Origin of the sequence: Propioniciclava sinopodophylli (assembly GCF_004324755.1) — a bacterium.
Classification (GTDB): Bacteria; Actinomycetota; Actinomycetes; order Propionibacteriales; family Propionibacteriaceae; genus Propioniciclava; species Propioniciclava sinopodophylli.
Map to the genome: position 1 here is coordinate 141,048 of NZ_SDMQ01000009.1, position 16,890 is coordinate 157,937.

21 protein-coding genes and 4 tRNA genes are annotated in these 16,890 nt (G+C 71.0%); 14 read left to right on the forward strand and 11 right to left on the reverse strand.

Features of this window, described 5'->3' with window-relative positions:
- The 5 genes from ET989_RS10190 to ET989_RS10210 all read right to left on the reverse strand — a co-directional run bounded on the left by ET989_RS10190 (position 1) and on the right by ET989_RS10210 (position 3,996).
- Positions 1-780, reverse strand: coding sequence for a phosphoadenylyl-sulfate reductase (locus ET989_RS10190; RefSeq protein ID WP_131168549.1), 780 nt, complete (start codon positions 778-780; stop codon positions 1-3).
- Positions 777-2,498, reverse strand: coding sequence for a nitrite/sulfite reductase (locus ET989_RS10195; protein WP_131168551.1), 1,722 nt, complete (start codon positions 2,496-2,498; stop codon positions 777-779). Before ET989_RS10195 ends, ET989_RS10190 begins: the two co-directional genes overlap by 4 nt.
- Positions 2,499-2,772: 274 nt before the next feature.
- A complete protein-coding gene (locus ET989_RS10200; RefSeq protein WP_131168552.1) occupies positions 2,773-3,072 on the reverse strand; it encodes an NADH-quinone oxidoreductase subunit I in 300 nt (99 codons plus the stop codon).
- Positions 3,069-3,620, reverse strand: coding sequence for an NADH-quinone oxidoreductase subunit C (locus ET989_RS10205; protein ID WP_131168554.1), 552 nt, complete (start codon positions 3,618-3,620; stop codon positions 3,069-3,071). Before ET989_RS10205 ends, ET989_RS10200 begins: the two co-directional genes overlap by 4 nt.
- Positions 3,613-3,996: an NADH-quinone oxidoreductase subunit B gene (locus tag ET989_RS10210; protein ID WP_131168556.1), complete on the reverse strand. Its 384-nt coding sequence runs from the start codon at positions 3,994-3,996 to the stop codon at positions 3,613-3,615. Before ET989_RS10210 ends, ET989_RS10205 begins: the two co-directional genes overlap by 8 nt.
- A 101-nt stretch (positions 3,997-4,097) precedes the next feature.
- Between ET989_RS10210 and mptB the strand changes: the two genes are divergently transcribed.
- Positions 4,098-5,636: a polyprenol phosphomannose-dependent alpha 1,6 mannosyltransferase MptB gene (mptB, locus tag ET989_RS10215; RefSeq protein ID WP_131168558.1), complete on the forward strand. Its 1,539-nt coding sequence runs from the start codon at positions 4,098-4,100 to the stop codon at positions 5,634-5,636.
- Positions 5,633-6,574 (forward strand): enoyl-CoA hydratase/isomerase family protein, encoded by a 942-nt coding sequence (locus tag ET989_RS10220; RefSeq protein ID WP_131168560.1) that lies wholly within the window; start codon positions 5,633-5,635, stop codon positions 6,572-6,574. The genes mptB and ET989_RS10220 overlap by 4 nt, the downstream gene beginning before the upstream one ends.
- Before the next feature lie 147 nt (positions 6,575-6,721).
- On the opposite strand, the gene ET989_RS10225 is transcribed toward ET989_RS10220, so the two are convergent.
- The 5 genes from ET989_RS10225 to ET989_RS10245 are packed head-to-tail and all read right to left on the reverse strand — an operon-like array spanning position 6,722 to position 9,619.
- A complete protein-coding gene (locus ET989_RS10225; protein ID WP_131168562.1) occupies positions 6,722-7,546 on the reverse strand; it encodes an exodeoxyribonuclease III in 825 nt (274 codons plus the stop codon).
- Between the two features lie 9 nt (positions 7,547-7,555).
- The gene (locus ET989_RS10230; protein WP_131168564.1) at positions 7,556-8,008 is read right to left on the reverse strand and encodes a peptidase S9; all 453 of its coding nucleotides are present in this window, start codon (positions 8,006-8,008) and stop codon (positions 7,556-7,558) included.
- A 30-nt stretch (positions 8,009-8,038) separates the two neighbouring features.
- Positions 8,039-8,668, reverse strand: coding sequence for a DUF2461 domain-containing protein (locus ET989_RS10235; protein ID WP_131168566.1), 630 nt, complete (start codon positions 8,666-8,668; stop codon positions 8,039-8,041).
- A complete protein-coding gene (locus tag ET989_RS10240; protein WP_131168568.1) occupies positions 8,668-9,126 on the reverse strand; it encodes a hypothetical protein in 459 nt (152 codons plus the stop codon). The genes ET989_RS10235 and ET989_RS10240 overlap by 1 nt, the downstream gene beginning before the upstream one ends.
- A 1-nt stretch (position 9,127) precedes the next feature.
- The gene (locus ET989_RS10245; RefSeq protein WP_131168570.1) at positions 9,128-9,619 is read right to left on the reverse strand and encodes a YajQ family cyclic di-GMP-binding protein; all 492 of its coding nucleotides are present in this window, start codon (positions 9,617-9,619) and stop codon (positions 9,128-9,130) included.
- A 70-nt stretch (positions 9,620-9,689) separates the two neighbouring features.
- Here ET989_RS10245 and ET989_RS10250 point away from each other — a divergent pair.
- From ET989_RS10250 to rpmG, 4 genes are all read left to right on the forward strand, one after another.
- Positions 9,690-9,774, forward strand: a tRNA-Tyr gene (locus ET989_RS10250).
- 139 nt (positions 9,775-9,913) lie between these two features.
- Positions 9,914-9,986: transfer RNA gene (locus ET989_RS10255), tRNA-Thr, on the forward strand.
- Between the two features lie 26 nt (positions 9,987-10,012).
- A tRNA-Met gene (locus ET989_RS10260) sits at positions 10,013-10,085 on the forward strand.
- Between the two features lie 37 nt (positions 10,086-10,122).
- On the forward strand, positions 10,123-10,293 hold the full coding sequence (gene rpmG, locus ET989_RS10265) for a 50S ribosomal protein L33 (RefSeq protein WP_131168572.1): 171 nt from the start codon (positions 10,123-10,125) through the stop codon (positions 10,291-10,293).
- A gap of 50 nt (positions 10,294-10,343) precedes the next feature.
- On the opposite strand, the gene ET989_RS10270 is transcribed toward rpmG, so the two are convergent.
- On the reverse strand, positions 10,344-11,558 hold the full coding sequence (locus ET989_RS10270; RefSeq protein ID WP_206662306.1) for a glycosyltransferase: 1,215 nt from the start codon (positions 11,556-11,558) through the stop codon (positions 10,344-10,346).
- Positions 11,559-11,593: 35 nt separating this feature from the next.
- Between ET989_RS10270 and ET989_RS10275 the strand changes: the two genes are divergently transcribed.
- From ET989_RS10275 to rplA, 8 genes are all read left to right on the forward strand, one after another.
- Positions 11,594-12,025, forward strand: a complete 432-nt coding sequence (locus tag ET989_RS10275; protein WP_131168574.1) for an FAS1-like dehydratase domain-containing protein — start codon at positions 11,594-11,596, stop codon at positions 12,023-12,025.
- Positions 12,022-12,426, forward strand: coding sequence for a MaoC/PaaZ C-terminal domain-containing protein (locus tag ET989_RS10280; protein ID WP_131168576.1), 405 nt, complete (start codon positions 12,022-12,024; stop codon positions 12,424-12,426). The genes ET989_RS10275 and ET989_RS10280 overlap by 4 nt, the downstream gene beginning before the upstream one ends.
- Positions 12,374-13,507, forward strand: a complete 1,134-nt coding sequence (locus ET989_RS10285) for a UDP-N-acetylmuramate dehydrogenase (RefSeq protein ID WP_206662307.1) — start codon at positions 12,374-12,376, stop codon at positions 13,505-13,507. The genes ET989_RS10280 and ET989_RS10285 overlap by 53 nt, the downstream gene beginning before the upstream one ends.
- 132 nt (positions 13,508-13,639) lie before the next feature.
- Positions 13,640-13,712 (forward strand) — tRNA-Trp (locus ET989_RS10290).
- A 53-nt stretch (positions 13,713-13,765) separates the two neighbouring features.
- Complete coding sequence (secE, locus tag ET989_RS10295) at positions 13,766-14,293, forward strand: preprotein translocase subunit SecE (RefSeq protein WP_131168580.1); 528 nt, start codon at positions 13,766-13,768, stop codon at positions 14,291-14,293.
- A 31-nt stretch (positions 14,294-14,324) separates the two neighbouring features.
- Positions 14,325-15,134 (forward strand): transcription termination/antitermination protein NusG, encoded by an 810-nt coding sequence (gene nusG / locus ET989_RS10300; protein WP_131168582.1) that lies wholly within the window; start codon positions 14,325-14,327, stop codon positions 15,132-15,134.
- A 93-nt stretch (positions 15,135-15,227) separates the two neighbouring features.
- Positions 15,228-15,659, forward strand: a complete 432-nt coding sequence (gene rplK, locus ET989_RS10305) for a 50S ribosomal protein L11 (protein WP_131168585.1) — start codon at positions 15,228-15,230, stop codon at positions 15,657-15,659.
- A gap of 80 nt (positions 15,660-15,739) precedes the next feature.
- Complete coding sequence (gene rplA / locus ET989_RS10310; RefSeq protein ID WP_131168587.1) at positions 15,740-16,447, forward strand: 50S ribosomal protein L1; 708 nt, start codon at positions 15,740-15,742, stop codon at positions 16,445-16,447.
- The last annotated feature ends 443 nt before the right edge of the window (positions 16,448-16,890 follow it).

Genomic DNA, 16,890 nt, shown 5'->3' on the forward strand with positions numbered 1-16,890 from the left:
TCACTGGTCCTCCTCGGGGTGGGTCTTCGTGACGTGCAGGCCGCACTCGGTCTTGGCCAGGCCGGCCCAGCGACCGGCGCGCGGGTCCTCGCCGGGAGCGACCGGGCGGGTGCAGGGGGCGCAGCCGATCGAGGGGTAGCCCTCGGTCAGCAACAGGTTGATGGGGACGCCGTGGGTGCCGGCGTAGGCGACCTGCTCGTCGAAGGTCCAGGCGGCGATCGGGTTGATCTTGACCATCTGGTGCGCGGTGTCCCACTCCACGAGAGGAGTGTCGGCACGCAGCGGGGAGTCCTCGCGGCGCAGCCCGGTCACCCAGGCCTCGTAGCTGGCCAGCTCGCGGTTGATCGGCTCGACCTTGCGCAGCCCGCAGCACTGGCGGGGGTCGCGGTCGTGCAGCTGTTCGCCGAAGGTCGCGTCCTGCTGGGCCACGGTCTGCACCGGCCACACGTCGACGATGGTGACGTCGGTGGTGGCCTCGAGGGCGTCTCGGGTGCCGATCGTCTCGGGGAAGTGGTAGCCGGTCTGCAGGAACAGCACGTCCACACCGGGCCGGTGGCGGGCCGCCAGGTGGGGGACCACCGTGTCGCCGGCCATCGAGCAGGCCACGACCAAGCAGTCACCGAACGTCTCGGACGCCCACGCCAACACCTCCTCAGCGCTCGCGTCAGCGAACCGCACGGACGCCTCGTGGGCCAGGGACTCCAGTTCGGCGGCCGAGCGTCGGCGGCCGGGCCCGTGGGGAGCGGGCACCACCCCGAGGCCAGCCACGTCGAGGCTCATCGCAGGGCCTCCTCGTCGGCGCGGTGGGCCCACGTGGCGAACGATTCGCCTGGCCCGCGCTCGGCGGCGAACCGGCGGGTGACGCGCTCGACGTAGTTCGGCATCTCCTCGGCGGTGATCTTCAGCCCGCGCAGGGTGCGGCCCAGGCCGGCCTCCTCGCGGTCGGCCGAGGCCAGCCCGCCGCCCAGGTGCACCTGGAACGCGAACTCGTCGGCACCCTCAGGGGACTTGGCGATCTGGCCCTTCAGCCCGATGTCGGCGGTCTGGATGCGCGCGCAACTGTTGGGGCAGCCGTTCACGTTGAGCGTGATCGGCACGTCGAGCCCGAGGTCGGCCAGCCGGTTGTCGAGCACCTCGACGGCCGCGGTGGCGGTGTCCTTGGTGTCGACGAAGGCGAGCTTGCAGAACTCGATGCCGGTGCAGGCCATCGTGTTGCGTCGGAATGCGCCGGGGTTGGCGGTCAGGCCGAGTACCTCGGTGGCGGCGACGAAGGCGTCCACACGCCCGGGGTCGACGTCGAGCACGACGACCTTCTGGTGCGGGGTGAACGCGATGCGGCCCGAACCTGCCGCCTCGGCCGCGTCGGCAAGCGCGAGCAGGGTGGTGCCCGACGAGCGGCCCACGACGGGAGCCAGGCCGACGTAGCGGCGTCCGTCCTTCTGCTCGTGGACGCCCACGTGGTCGGCGGTCCCACCCGAGGCCTCGGCGGCCGGGCCGTCGGGCAGGGCGTACCCGAGGTACTCGGTCTCGAGCACGTGGCGGAACTTCTCCGGCCCCCACTCGGCCAGCAGGAACTTCAGCCGGGCCTTGTTGCGCAAGCGGCGGTAGCCGTAGTCCCGGAAGATCCGCACCACGCCGTGCCATGCGTCGGCGGCCTTGTCGGGGGCGACCCACACGCCCAGCCGCTCGGCCAGGCGCGGGGCGGTCGACAGCCCGCCGCCCACCCACAGGTCGTAACCGGGCCCGAACTCGGGGTGGACCACGCCGACCAGGGAGACGTCGTTGATCTCGTGCACCACATCGAGGCTGGGGTGCCCGGTGATCGCCGACTTGAACTTGCGCGGGAGGTTGGTCAGCTCGGGGTCACCGATGAACCGCTCGACGATCTCGGCGATGGCGGGCGTCGGGTCGATGATCTCCTCGGCGGCGATGCCGGCCACCGGCGAGCCCAGGATCACGCGCGGGGTGTCGCCGCACGCGGTCGTTGTCTGCAACCCGACCGACTCCAGGCGCCGCCAGATCTCGGGGACATCCTCGACCCGGATCCAGTGGTACTGGATGTTCTGTCGGTCGGAGATGTCGGCGGTGTTGCGCGCGAAGTCGACGCTGATCTGGGCCACGACCCGCAACTGGTCGAGCGTGAGCGCGCCGCCGTCGATGCGCACCCGCAGCATGAAGTACTCATCGGACAGCTCATCGGCCGACAGGGTTCCGGTGCGGCCGCCGTCGATGCCCTGCTTGCGCTGGGTGTACAGGCCCCACCAGCGCATGCGGCCGTGCAGGTCATCGTCGGGGATGGAGGCAAAGCCCTCGCGGGCGTAGATCGTCTCGATGCGTTCGCGCACGTTCAGCCCGTTGTCGGCTGCCTTGAACACCTCGTTCGGGTTGAGGGGGTCGTGGCCGTCGACGAGCCATTGGCCGTTGCTGCGGCCCTCACGGGGCGGGCGGACCTTCGCCCCGGGTAGCGCAGCGGAGTGGGGAGTGGTGTTGGTGCTCATGGTGGGGTTCCTCGGGTTGAGGCCCCGCTGACCGGACGTACGCACAGGCGTCAACCTGCCCGTGGCAGAAGAAAGGCGAGTCCGGGCAACGCGGCCCGGCGGTCAGGAGAGGCGGGCGCGTCAGCAGCCGCAACAACACTGCGAGGAACGGACGCGCGCGAAGTCCACGTGGGCGCGGCCCACGAGGTTCGGTTCGGTCCAGATCGTCACGTCAGGAACGTTAGCCGATCCCTCCATCAATCGAAAAATGTTGTCCCACGATGTGGGCCACACGTCAGGTGAGCTCCTCCACCAGCCCCGACGCGGACGCCGCGGGTGCGGGCAGCTCGTCGCTCCAGGCCAGGGCGTCGAAAGGGCATTCTTCGACGCAGATGCCGCAGTACAGGCACAGCGACCAGTCGATCGAGAACGCGTCGAGGATGTTGTGGGTGCGCTGCCGCGGACCCGGCGGCGATCCCGGGATCGGCTCGGAGTGGCTCGACAGGGCGATGCACCACGCGGGGCACTCACGCACGCAGATCATGCAGGAGGTGCAGTTCTCGTAGACGAGCCGGATCGAGCGGTGCCCGGTCATCGCCGCCTCCGCACCCGGCCGCCCTGCACGGACGCCGCGACCTCCTCGGGGCTCGCGGGGTCACCCTCGCGCTCACCCCACACGTCCGGGTTGGGGACGCCCGGGGGCACCATGCGCCGGCGTCCGGCCGCGACGGTCTCGCCCGGCTCCTTCGCGCCCGGCCACGGCCGGACCACCCGGGCGGCGAGCACGGCGTCCCTGCGCAGGGGGTGGCCCACGGCGCCCTCCCGCAGCAGCAGGGGGCGCTCGTCGCCGCCGGTGAACCCGACGCCGAAGAAGTCACGCACCTCCCGCTCGTGCCAAGCCGCCCCGGTCACCACGTCCGCGACGGACGCCAGCGCGCTACCGTCGCGCGGCACCAGCGTCTCCAGCCGGACGCCGTCGGCGTCGGGGGAGGCGGCCAGGCGGATCGTGACGCGGATCGCGTCGGCGCGGCCGATCTCGTCCACGCCGCCCAGCCAGTCGAACCAGGCCAGGCCGGACGCCACCGCCGCGGCCACGGCGTCGTGCCAGCCGTCGGCCTCGACACGACGCACCTCATCAGCCATGGCGGTACTCCTGCTCCAGCAGGGCAGCCAGCGCGGCCGGGGTGGGCGGGCACCCGGGCAGGTAGTGGTCGACGGGCACCAGCTGGTCGACGCCCTTGGTGACGACGGGGGAGTCCCAGTACGGGCCGCCGGCGCTCGCGCAGGCCCCGAAGGACACCACGGACGCCCCCGGGTGCGCCGCGACGGTGGCGGCGACGAGGGGGGCGACGGCGTCCGTCACGGTGCCGGCGACGGCCAGGACAACGCGCGCACCGTCCGGCACCCCCGTCAGCTCGGGGCGTCCGGCGGTGGCGGCTTCGGTCTCCACGACGCAGCAGGCCAGCCCGATGGCGCCCACGACGAGCGAGCCGTCGGAGAACCAGTCGTAGTACCGCACGGAGCAAGACTGCCACAGAGGGCGCCACCACTAGGCTGGGGGCTCGATGGGGCCCGCGCACCCGCCCGGCCCGCACACACCAACCTCGAGGGGAGGCGGCAGTGTTCCGCGCTGTGGGTGGACCGCTGGCCGCGCGGTGGGCAGACCTGCTCGCCGCGATCCGGCTGCGCCCGGTGCAGCTCGGCCTCCTCGGTTCGGCGCTGCTGGCGCTGGGCTCGCTGTCGCCGGCCTACCTGCCGCAGGCGTCCCCCTACTGGCCCCTCATGCGGGAGCTGGGCCTGGACTCGTGGCTGGCCCGCGCGCTGGCCACCGTCATGATCATCGGCGCGGTCGCCCTGCTGCTGATCGCCTGGTACCGCCTGCGCCCCGCCGTGTACCGCGACGTCAAGCACTGGGCGGTGCTGGCCTGGTGGGCGCTCCCTCTGCTGGTGGCCCCGCCGATCTTCAGCCATGACGCCTACAGCTACGCCGCGCACGGTTGGCTGCTGCACAACGGCCTGAACCCGTACGAGGTCTCGCCGTCCGTCCTGCCCGGCACGTTCGCCGACCAGGTCGCCTGGCTGTGGCGCTACACGCCGGCGCCGTACGGACCGTTGTCGCTCACGATCTCGCACGGGCTGGTCGACCTGGCCGGGCTCAACCCTTACTACTCCGCGGTGGCCCAACGACTTCCCGCCCTGGTCGGGGTCGGGCTGATCGTGCACCTGATGCCGCGGATCGCCCGCCAGATGGGTCTCGACCCCCGCCGGACGGCGTGGTTCGCCACCATCAACCCCCTCCTGGTCATCGACCTGATCGGCGGCGCGCACAACGACGCCCTCATGCTCGGCCTCGTCGTGCTGGCCATCTTCTGCGCCTACCGGGGTTGGTTCTGGGTGGCGATCCTGGCCGTGGGCGTGGCCATGTCGGTGAAGCAGCCGGCGCTGCTCGCGGCGCTGCCGATCGCGGTGATCGGGTCGGGCTGGGCGTCGTGGCACGGACGCGACGTGCTGCGGTTCCTGCCCCGGCTGCTGCTGGTGCTGGGTGGCGTTCTCGGGGTGTTCGCGGGCGTCTCCATGCTCACGGGGCTGGGGTTCGGCTGGCTGGGGGCCGTCGGCGTCCCCGGCATGATCGTCACGATGGCCCCGTTCAGCCTCGCCGGCTGGGCGCTGCAGCGAGCCTTCGAGGCGCTCGGCCTGGCCGAGGCCGCCCGCATCACGCCCGCCTTCGCCACGACCGTGTCGTTCGTGGCGGCGTTCGGCCTGATGGCGTTCGTCGGCCTGCGCTACCTCCGGACGCGGCCCATCACCTTCTTGGCCTGGGCCTACCTGGCGTACGCGATCTTCGGCCCCGCGCTGCACAGCTGGTACCTGCTGTGGGGCGCCGTCTTCCTGCCCCTGGCCCGCACCAGCGCTCGCACGTTGCGCACCGCCGCGATCGTGACGTCGGTGCTGCTGGTCTACGGCGCTGGCAACCTGGCCTGGCGCAACGATGCCGTCGCCCTGGCGCTCGCCGCGGTGGCCGCGGCCCTCGTCTGGCTGGTGCTGCGCCGCTTCAGCCGCCGCGCGCCCGAGGGCGCCCGGCTCGACTCCACCGTGCCCGTGGGCTCGCCCCACGAGGCCGCCACCGTCCCGCAAGCCGGTCGACAGGAGACAGCATGACCATCACCGAACTCATCGTCGAGGCACGCGACGGCGTGGGACACCTCGTCCTCAACCGGCCGCGCGCCATCAACGCGCTCACGCCCGGCATGCTGTCCGGCATCCACGCCGCCCTCGACGACTGGGCCTCCGATGGTGCGACGGTGCGCGTCGAGATCTCCGGGGCGGGAGAGCGCGGCCTGTGCTCCGGCGCCGACGTGCGGGCCCTGCGCGAGCACGTGCTCGCCGGCGGCGACTTCATGGAGTTCTTCGAGGTCGAGTACGCGATGAACTCCGCCATCAAGTCCTTCCCCAAGCCCTACGTCGCGCACATGCGCGGCGTCACGATGGGCGGCGGCCTCGGCGTCTCGGCGCACGGCTCGCGCCGCATCGCCTACCCCGACTCCGTGCTCGCCATGCCGGAGACCATCATCGGCTTCACCCCCGACGTCGGCATCCTCTGGTACCTCGCCCAGGCGCCCGGGCAGCTCGGCACCCACGTCGCCCTCACCGGAAACCCGATCAACGCCGCGGACGCCGTCCTCGTCGGCCTGGCCGACGAGGTCGACGAGACCGAGGGGGAGGCCCCGGGCTCCGTCCTGGCCGGCTGGCAGGGCTGGATCGACGCCTGCTACGCCTCCGACGACCCGGCCGCGATCGTGCAGGCGCTCGAGGCCCACGACGACCCGGACGCCCGCGCCACGGCCGCCGACCTCCGCAAGCGCTGCCCGCTGTCGGTGGCCGCGACGCTGGAGGCGATCCGCCGCGCGAAGGCGATGTCCGGCGTCGACGAGGTGCTCGCCCAGGACATGGTCCTGGCCCGCCACCTGATCCCGCGCCCCGACTTCGCCGAGGGCGTCCGCGCGCAGCTGGTCGACAAGGACCGCAACCCCACCTGGCAGCACGCCCGCATCGAGGACGTCACCCGCGACGAGGTCCTGGCCTGCTTCGAGCCCTGATCCGCCGAGAGCCCCGGGTTTGAACGCCGAGAGCCCCGGGTTTGAACGCCGAGAGCCCCAGGTTTGCACGGCGAGAGCCCCAGGTTTGCACGCCGAGAGCCCCGGGTTTGAACGCCGAGAGCCCCGGGTTTGAACGCCGACAGCCCCTCAGTAGGCGTAGTCGACGACCACCGGGGCGTGGTCGCTGACGCGTTCGGCCGACGATTCCTCGCGGTCGGTCCCGCCCGCCACGGCGGTGCGGGCCAGGCCGGGGGAGGCCAAGTGGTAGTCGATCCGCCAGCCCGAGTCGCGCTCGAAAGCGCCCGGCATCCACGACCACCAGGAGTAGGGGCCCTCGGCGTTGGGGTGCAGGCGCCGCACGACGTCCACCAGCGTCCGCTCCGACAGCAGCGAGCCGAACCACTCCCGCTCCTCGGGCAGGAAACCCTCCTTCTGCCCTGCGCCGCGCCAGTTCTTCAGGTCGGAGCGCTCGTGCGCGACGTTGAAGTCGCCCATGACGAGGAACTGACGCCCCTCGCGCCGGGCGGTGCGCCTTGCCCCGACCAGGTAGGCCCGGAACGACGCCATGAACCGCATCTTGCGCCGGTACCGGGCCAAGTCGGCGTCCGGGCCGACCTTGGGCGAGCCCTTCGTCAGGTACAGCGACCCCACCGTCAGTGGCGGGCGGCCGGGCAGGTCCAGGTCCACCTCGAGGTAGCGCCCCTCGTGGTCGAACACGCGGCTCCCGAACCCCTGCCGCACGGCCGTCGGCGCGACCCGCGAGAGCACGGCGACCCCGTTGCGGCCCGGCAGGCTCCCCGGGTGGTAGGCGTGGTGATAGTCACCGAACACCCCTTCCGGCACCAGCTCCGGTGGGCAGCGCATCTCCTGGATCGCCACCACGTCCGGACGCCGGCGCTCCAGCCAGCACTCGAAGCCCCGCCGCTGGGCGGCGCGGATGCCGTTGACGTTGTAGGAGGCGACGCGGAGCACCGCGTCAGGCTACCCACCCTCAGCCGGCCGCACCCCTGACCGGCCCTCGCCCGGCAGCGGCAGCGCTGACACCGCGCCGAGCACGCCGAGCCCGAGCGCGGGCAGCGCGTGCGCGAACCGGGCGCCCCGGGCGCGGCGCCGCTCGCCGAAGGCGAAGATGGCCTTCTCGCCGGCGACGGACAGGGCCACGGTGAGCGCGACGACCGCCCCGCCGACACCCAGGGCCTTCACCGGCTCCGCGTTCACCGCGGCGAGCACGTCGTCGTAGACGTCGGGGCCGGACTGCAGCCCGGAGCGTGGGCGACGCTGCAGCACCCAGGCGGTGCCACCGGCGGCGAGCAGCCCGGTCTTCACGACGGCGCGGGCGGGCCGGGAGCGCACCGCGTCCGGCAGCGCGTACCACGCGAGGGTGGTGACGCCCATGGTCACGGCCTGGGGGATGTTCACGCTGGTCGGGCTCATGCCCCCAGCCTGCCAGACGCCCCGGACGGATCAGGACGACATCGTGGCGTCGAGCCACTCCACGACCGGACGCGCTGCGCGCCAGTCCGTGCGGACCAGGTCGACCAGTTCGCCGGTGTGGATCACCGGTGCGAAGCCGTGGTCGCGCCTGAGCGTGAGGGTCTTGTGCCGCAGCAGCCCGATGCGGGGGTGGTCGCGCTCGTACCCCCGCGGCGTGGTCTTCAGGGTGTCCCCACCCAACTCCAGGCCGGACGCCGCGGCCGTCCGCAGCAGCCCCTCGAGCACGTCCCCGGCCGGGCCCGCCACCGCCGACCGAAACGCTGCCAGCCGCTCGGGCGAGGCCCGGTAGAAGCCGGCCCCGGCCTCCACGCCCGAGGACGACACCTGCACGTAGTAGCCCAGCGCCTCGCCGACCCGCACGAAGGCGCCCTGGTGGGTCTTGTAGGGCGACTTGTCCGCCCGGAACCGGACGTCGCGGTGGGGCCGGAAGATCTTGGCCGCGCCGAACTCGGCGGCCAGGTCGTCGGCCAGCGCCTGCATGGGCGCGCGCACGGCGTCCTCGTAGGTGCCCTTGGCCGACGCCCAGAACTCGCGCGTGTTCTCCAGCTCGAGCCGGTCGTAGAACGTGAGCGCCGCCTCGGGGAACCCGCCGAACGCCATCAGCCGTTCTCGACCCCGATGGACAGCGTCCGCTCGCCGTCGACCATGTAGTTCCAGGCGAAGGTGTCGCCGTTGGCGCAGTTCTCGTACTTCACCACCGCGGTGCGGCCCGCCCCGACGGCGCCGTCGGCAGACGCCCCGGAGACGACCTGGGCGCTGCAGGCGAACGCCACGTCGTCGGCGATGCGTGCCCCGCGCGCCAGCCCGATGCGGACGCCGGCCACTGCCGCGGTGAGGGTGACGATCGCGTCGTCCCCTTCGTGGGTGAACCGGGCCTCGCCCACGCCGGGAAGCTCGACGGTCGAGTCCCACGTGGTCATCGACGGCGTGATCCCGACCGGCAGCGTCGCCACCGGAGCGCCGGGCGCCGGGGGAGGGGTCGAGGGAGTCCGGGTGGGACCGGCGCAGCCGGTCAGCGCGACGGCCAGCGCCGCGAGCAGGAGGGTGGGGGTGCGCACGTCAGCGGTAGTTGGTGAACTGCACCGCGAAGTCGTGGTCGGCTTCCTTGATGAGGTGCTGGACGGCTTGCAGGTCGTCGCGCGACTTGCTGGAGACGCGCATCTCGTCGCCCTGGATCTGCGTCTTGACGCCCTTGGGGCCCTCGTCGCGGATGAGCTTGGCCAGCTTCTTGGCGTTCTCCTGTGAGATGCCCGACTTCATCGACGACGTGATCTTCCACATCTTCCCGGACAGCCGTGGCTCGCCGGCGTCCAGCGCCTTCAGCGAGATGCCGCGCTTGATGAGCTTGCCCTGGAACACGTCGAGGACCGCCTTGGCCCGCTCCTCGCCGCTGGACTCGATCTCGATCAGCTCCCCGGACTTGCGGATCGACGAGTCGGTGCCCTTGAAGTCGAAGCGCTGCCCGACCTCCTTGGCCGCCATGTTGATCGCGTTCTCGACCTCCTGGGCGTCGTACTTGCTGACGACGTCGAACGAGCTGTCGGATGCCATGCTTCACCTCTCGATTTGGTCCGTCGGCCACAGGGCTTGCTAGAGTAGCTACCCGCTGAGCGATCAGCACGGCAGGTTGCCCGAGCGGCCAAAGGGAGCGGTCTGTAAAACCGTCGGCAATGCCTACGTAGGTTCGAACCCTACACCTGCCACCACGACCCGGCTCAGGCCGGGTCGTTCGGTTTCCGGTCCACGTCGCGCCCCTCGCCAAGGGGTGCGGCACCGGTGGCCGGAGCGGCGTCGATCGATTTGGGAATCACCCCCCGCGTCCTGTAGGTTGTACGACGCTGTCTTGCCCCTGTAGCTCAGTTGGCAGAGCGCGTCCTTGGTAAGGACGAGGTCTGCGGTTCAAATCCGCATGGGGGCTCTGGTCGCCGGTTCGCCGGCGGCTGCGGCGGGGTAGCTCAGGTGGTAGAGCAAGCGGCTCATAATCGCTGTGTCACGGGTTCAAGTCCCGTCTCCGCTACCGATCGTTCGACCACACGAGTTCAAGGAGGGCTGTCATGGCCAAGAAGTCCGGCGACATCCGCCCGAAGATCACGCTTGCCTGCACCGAGTGCAAGGAGCGCAACTACATCACCAAGAAGAACAAGCGGAACGATCCCGACCGCCTGGAGCTGAAGAAGTTCTGCTTCAAGTGCAAGACGCACACGGCGCACCGCGAGACCCGCTGACCCCACTGCGATGAACGGGCCGTCCCTGCTGGGGCGGCCCGTTCGCGTCCTCAGGCCCGGTGGGCCGCCGCGATGCGCTCGTAGGCGTCCCCGAGGCGGACGCCGATGTCGTGCCACGCGAACCGGCGGGCGTGCACGCGGGCGATGACCCCCATGCGCGCGCGCAGCGGCTCGTTGGCCAGCAGGCCGGACAGGTGTCGCCCCCAGCGCGCCGGGTCGCGGTCGGGCAAGAGGTAGCCGGTCTCCTCGTGCACGACGACCTCGCGCAGCCCCCCAGTGGAGGACGCCAGCACAGGCACCCCGGACGCCGCCCCCTCCAGGGCGACGAGCCCGAACGTCTCCGAGTGTGACGGCACCAGCAGCGCCTGGCTGTGCCGCATCAGCGCGGCCAGCTGCTCGCGCGACTGAGCGCCCACGAAGTGCACGTGGCTCCGGATGCCGAGGGTGTCGATGAGGGCCTCCACCTCGTCGCGGTAGTCGGCGAAGTCGTGGCTGACGTCCCCGGCGATGACCAGGTCGGGTCGGACGGACGCCGGGAGCTCGGCCATCGCGCGGATCGCGAGGTCGCCGCCCTTGAGCGGCTGCAGTCGGGCCGCCATGAGCACGTAGCCGGCCCGCGACCCGCACCACGGGCAGGCCGGACGCCGTTCGGACGCCGAGGCGGGGCGAAACGTCCTCAGGTCCACGCCGGGCGGGATCACACCGACCCGCGCCGGGTCCGCGCCGCACCGCTCGACGATCGTCCGCGCCTCCGCGGTCGACACGGCGATGATGGCGTCCGACTCGCGCGCGATCAGCGCCTCGCCCGCGACCCGGGCGTCCGACTCGGGCGGCTCGCCCTCCGACAGCGGCGAGCCCGGGTGGGCGGCGACCGAGTGGTAGCTCTGGACGTGCGCGACGCCCCACCGGCGGGCGACGGGCAGCGCGGCCACCCCGCTCATCCAGTGATGGGACTGCACGAGGTCGTACGGCTCCAGCCGCGCCAACCCGGCGCTGAACTGGCCGATGTGGGCGTCGATGGCGCTCTTGGCCAGGTCGCTGGCCGGGCCGCCGTCCACGTGCAGCAGGCGGACGCCCCCGCCCAGGTCGGTCACGTCCTCCTGCTCCGGTGAGGAGCGCCGCGTGGCGATGTCCACCTGGTGTCCGAGCTCCGCGAGGGCCTGCGCCTGGTGCAGCTCGACGACGTTCATGCCCCCCGCGTCGCCCGCCCCCGGCGAGGAGGCGGGGGAGGTGTGCATCGAGACGAACAGCAGGCGCAGGCTCACGGCGCGACCCTATCCGCAGGCGGTAGCCTGCGACCATGCCGATCACCGACGCACACGTGGGCCGGACGTACCCGGCCACGGCGCCCTATCCGGTCACCGCCGGCAAGATCGCCGAGTTCGCGGACGCCCTGGGCGACGACAGCCCCGCCTACCGCGGTCCGGACGCCGTCGCACCGCCGACCTTCGCGATCGTGGTCGCCCTCGCCGCCTGGGACGGACTGTTCGCCGACCCCGAACTCGACATCAAGCTGTCGCGCCTCATCCACGGCGATCAGCGCTTCGACTACGCCCGCCCCCTGCGCGCGGGCGACGAGGTGGTCTCCACCCTGAGCATCGACAAGGTCCGCGCCCGCGGCAACAGCGCCTTCATCACGGTGTCGGCCAGCGTCGACACCACGGCCGGCGAGCACGTCTGCACGTCCACGTCCACCCTGGTGCACACCTGGCCCGAGGAGGCGTCCGCATGAGCGTCGAGGTCGGCCTCGAGCTCCCGTCGCTGGAGCTCACGTTCACCCGCACCGACCTGGTGCGCTACGCCGGGGCGTCCGGCGACTTCAACCCGATCCACCACTCCGACCACGCCGCCCGCGCCATCGGGCTGGACGGCGTCCTGGCCCACGGGATGCTCACGATGGGGCGCGCGCTGCGCGTCGTCACCGACTGGGCGGGGGACCCCGCCAAGGTCGTGTCGTACGGCGTCCGGTTCACCAGGCCGGTGCCGGTGCCCGACGACGGCGTGGGCACCGTCGTGACGGTCAACGGCCGCGTCACCAGGGTCTCCGACGGGGTGGCCACCGTGTCCATCGAGGCGCTGTGTGACGGGGCCAAGGTGCTCGGGTCCGCGACCGCCGAGGTGCGCGTTGACTGAGCTGCTCGCCGACCACACCACCCTGCGCGTCGGCGGCCCGGCCGCGCGCTGGATCGAGGCCACCACCACCGAGGCGCTGGTCGCCGCCATCGCGGACGCGGACGCCGCGGGGGAGCCCGTCCTCGTGCTGTCGGGCGGCTCGAACGTCCTCGTCGCTGACGCTGGCTTTGACGGGGTCGTCGTCCACGTCGCCACGTCCGGCGTCAGCACCGACGGAGGCACGTTCTGCGAGATCGACGCGGATGCCGTGGGCCCGACCGGCGACGGGGCCAGTTGCGGCGGCATCCTCGTCGAGGTGCAGGCCGGCGAGAACTGGGACGACTTCGTCGCCTGGACCGTTGCCCAGGGCTACATCGGCGTCGAGGCGCTGTCGGGCATCCCGGGCGCGGTGGGGTCGACCCCGATCCAGAACGTCGGCGCGTACGGGCAGGAGGTCGCCCAGACCATCTGGAGCGTCCGCACCTGGGACCGCCGTGACCGCACCTACCGCACCTTCGCCAACGCCGACTGCGACTTCTCCTACCGGCACAGCCGCTTCAAGGCCGAACCCGGCCGCTACGTGGTGGTCTCGGTGACCTTCCAGTTCCTGCAGGGGTCCCTCGGCGCCCCGATCCGATTCGGCGAGCTCGCCCGCCGACTCGAGGTCGAGGCGGGCGGGCGCGCCCCGCTGGTCGACGTCCGGGACACCGTGCTCGCGCTGCGCCGAGGCAAGGGCATGGTGCTGGACGCCGACGACCACGACACCTGGAGTGCCGGCTCGTTCTTCACCAACCCGATCGTGGACGCCGAGGTCGCCGCCCTGCTGCCGCAGGATGCCCCGCGGTTCCCGACCGAGGATGGCCGGGTCAAGTCCAGCGCGGCGTGGCTCATCGAGCACGCCGGCTTCGCCAAGGGCCACGGGACGCCCCCGGCCACCCTGTCCAGCAAACACACGCTGGCGCTGACCAACCGCGGGGGAGCGACGGCGGCCGACATCGTGGCGCTGGCGCGGGAGGTGCGCGACGGCGTCCGGGAGCGGTTCGGCGTCACGTTGGTGCCCGAGCCGGTGTTCGTGGGCGTGGAGCTGGACCCCGCTCCCTGAGCCCACCCGGTTCCCTGAGCTTGTCGAAGGGTCGGTTCGACGTCCGGGGCCAAAACCCGTACACTTTCGACCTTGGTGGAACCAACCAGTACTGGGGCATGCCTTGGCATGCTCGGTACGGTGGGTCACTGAAGGGCAATAGCTCAATTGGCAGAGCAGCGGTCTCCAAAACCGCAGGTTGGGGGTTCGAGTCCCTCTTGCCCTGCTGGGTCCATCGGGGCCTGGAAGGCGACGATCGGCAGATGTGAGGTTTGTGCAGTGGCACCCAACGAAGACTCGAACGAGTCCTTGGCGTCCCCTGACGACCGCGATGACCTGCCGGGCGAACTGCTCGGCGAGGATCTTGTCGAGCCCGAGCCCTACCTGCTGTCGGCCGACGAGACCGAGGCCGAGGAACTGGACGCCACGGCGCCGGTGACCCCGACCGAGGGCGACGCCGTCGCGGTGGACGACCCCGCCCAGCTGGCAGCGGCCGAGACCGTCGCCCAGCGCGCCCGCAGCTCGCGTCCGGTCCGCCGGACAGCCGAGGTCGGGGCGACGATGGCGAAGGGCACGGCCACCCGGGCCCGCAAGCGGGGTGGGGCCCAGGCCGTCGCCGCACGGCCGACCGGTCCGGTCCAGTTCGTGGGCGAATCGGTTGAGGAGCTCAAGAAGGTCGTCTGGCCGACGTGGAGCCAGGTCCAGCAGTACTTCTGGGCCGTGCTCGTGTTCGTGTTGATCGTCATCGCGTACGTCGGTCTGCTCGACCTCGGTTTCGGCTGGCTGCTGCTGAAGCTGTTCGGCTGAAACTGAAGCAACGGAAGGTAGACACAAGGCAATGGCTGACGACGTGAACGACGACGTGACCCTGGACGAGGTCGAGATCGACCTCGGGCCGGCGGACGTCACGGCCGAGGACGTCGAGCTCAACCTCGACTTCGGTGACGACAACGAGGCGGACGACGAGATCGTCCTCAACCTGGGCGACGACGACGAGGACGAGGCGGAGGCTGACGACGAGTCGGGCGACGCCGACGACGAGGCCGTGGTCGCGGCTCTGCGCGAGAAGCTCGCCTCCCAGTTCGGCGACTGGTACGTCATCCACACGTACTCCGGCATGGAGAACCGTGTGAAGCAGAACCTGGACGCGCGCATCACCACGCTCGGCATGGAGGACTTCATCTTCGAGTCCGTCGTGCCGACCGAGGAGGTCGTCGAGACCCGCCAGGGGACGCGCAAGACCGTCACCCGCACCGTCCTGCCCGGCTACGTGCTGGTCCGCATGGAGCTGACGGACGCCTCGTGGTCGGCCGTGCGCCAGACGCCGTCCGTCACGGGCTTCGTCGCCCACGCGAGCCACCCCGTCCCGCTGTCGCTGGACGAGGTCACCAAGATGCTGGCGCCCGCCGCCATCGCCAAGGCGAACGCCGAGGCGTCCGGCCCGGCCACGCCCAAGAAGCGCAAGGTCGAGGTCGCCGACTTCAAGGTGGGCGACTCCGTCATGGTCGTGCAAGGCCCCTTCTCGGGCGTGCATGCCACCATCACCGAGATCAATGCGAACCACCAGCGGCTCAAGGCCCTGGTCGAGATCCTGGGGCGGGAGACCCCCGTGGACCTCACCTTCGCCCAGGTCCAGAAGGACGTCTGAGCGATCGGTTCGCACCGGCCCCGAACCCTTGGGGTCAGCAACACCACCACGGTGCGGCGTCCCGGCCGTGCCACCAAGTAGCAAGGACCCAACATGCCTCCCAAGAAGAAGGTGGCGGCTCTCGTCAAGGTTGCCTTGAACGCGGGCGCGGCTACCCCTGCCCCTCCGGTCGGTACCGCCCTCGGTCCGCACGGCGTCAACATCATGGAGTTCTGCAAGGCGTACAACGCCCAGACCGAATCCATGCGCGGCAACGTCATCCCCGTCGAGATCACGATCTACGAGGACCGGACGTTCACCTTCATCACGAAGACGCCGCCGGCCGCCGAGCTGATCAAGAAGGCCGCCGGCCTCAAGTCGGGTTCGGCCAAGCCGAACAAGGAGAAGGTCGGCAAGATCACCAAGGACCAGGTCCGCGAGATCGCCACCACCAAGCTCCCCGACCTCAACGCCAACGATGTGGACGCCGCGATGAAGATCGTCGAGGGCACCGCTCGTTCCATGGGCGTGACCGTCGAGGGCTGATCCCCTCCCCACGTGGCAGGGCCGGCGCGGCCCACACCACACCTGGTAACAGCCCCCGGGCTGGATGAAAGGAACCAGACATGAAGCGCAGCAAGGCTTACCGCGCAGCAGCCGAGACCATCGACGCGGCGCAGCTCTACACCCCGGAGGAGGCGCTCGCCCTGGCCAAGGCCGGTGCGTCCGCCAAGTTCGACGAGACGATCGAGGTCGCCATGCGCCTCGGCGTCGATCCCCGCAAGGCGGACCAGATGGTCCGTGGCACGGTGAACCTCCCCAACGGCACTGGCAAGACGGCACGGGTCCTCGTCTTCGCCACCGGTGAGAAGGCCGCCGCGGCCACCGAGGCAGGTGCCGACGAGGTCGGCGCCGACGAGCTGATCGAGAAGGTGGCCGGCGGCTACCTCGACTTCGACGCCGTCGTCGCCACCCCGGACCTGATGGGCAAGGTCGGCAAGCTCGGCCGCGTCCTGGGTCCGCGTGGTCTCATGCCGAACCCGAAGACGGGCACCGTCACGATGGACGTGGCCAAGGCCGTCACCGACATCAAGGGCGGCAAGATCGAGTTCCGCGTCGACCGCCACGCCAACCTCCACTTCATCGTGGGCAAGGCGTCTTTCGACGAGGCCAAGCTGGCGGAGAACTACTTCTCCGCCCTCGACGAGGTCATGCGCCTCAAGCCGTCCGCGGCCAAGGGCAAGTACCTGAGGAAGATCACCATCGCCTCGACGATGGGTCCCGGCGTCCCCGTGGACACGGCGCGTCTCAAGCCCAGCACCCCTGAGGCCTGAGCCGTACCGGCACAGCACCAAGGGCCCCCGTCCGGTTGGACGGGGGCCCTCGCTGTTGCCCGAGACGGCGCCTGAGGTCACTCTGACAAGGCCGGACGCCGTGGCCGCCACCCCGATTTGACCTCCCTGGCAAAGGCGCGTAATGTTTACCAAGCCTTCGGGGGACGGAACGAGTCACTCGAGCCGACACGGAGGCCGATTCCTACTCGATGACGAACCCAGTGAACTGGGCGACATCGGCGACTGGAGTCGAGGGGGCAAGAACCGCCGATTTGACTCGGCAGGACGAACTCCCTAAAGTAGATCGAGTGCCCCGCGGGGATCGCTTCAAGGAATTGGGCGGTTTGTGTGGTGTGTGTCGGAAGTTTGAGAACTCAACAGCGTGCTTAGGTCAATGCCAGTGGCCAGCTGGATTGCTCTTTCGGGGGTGTTTGGTTGGCTAT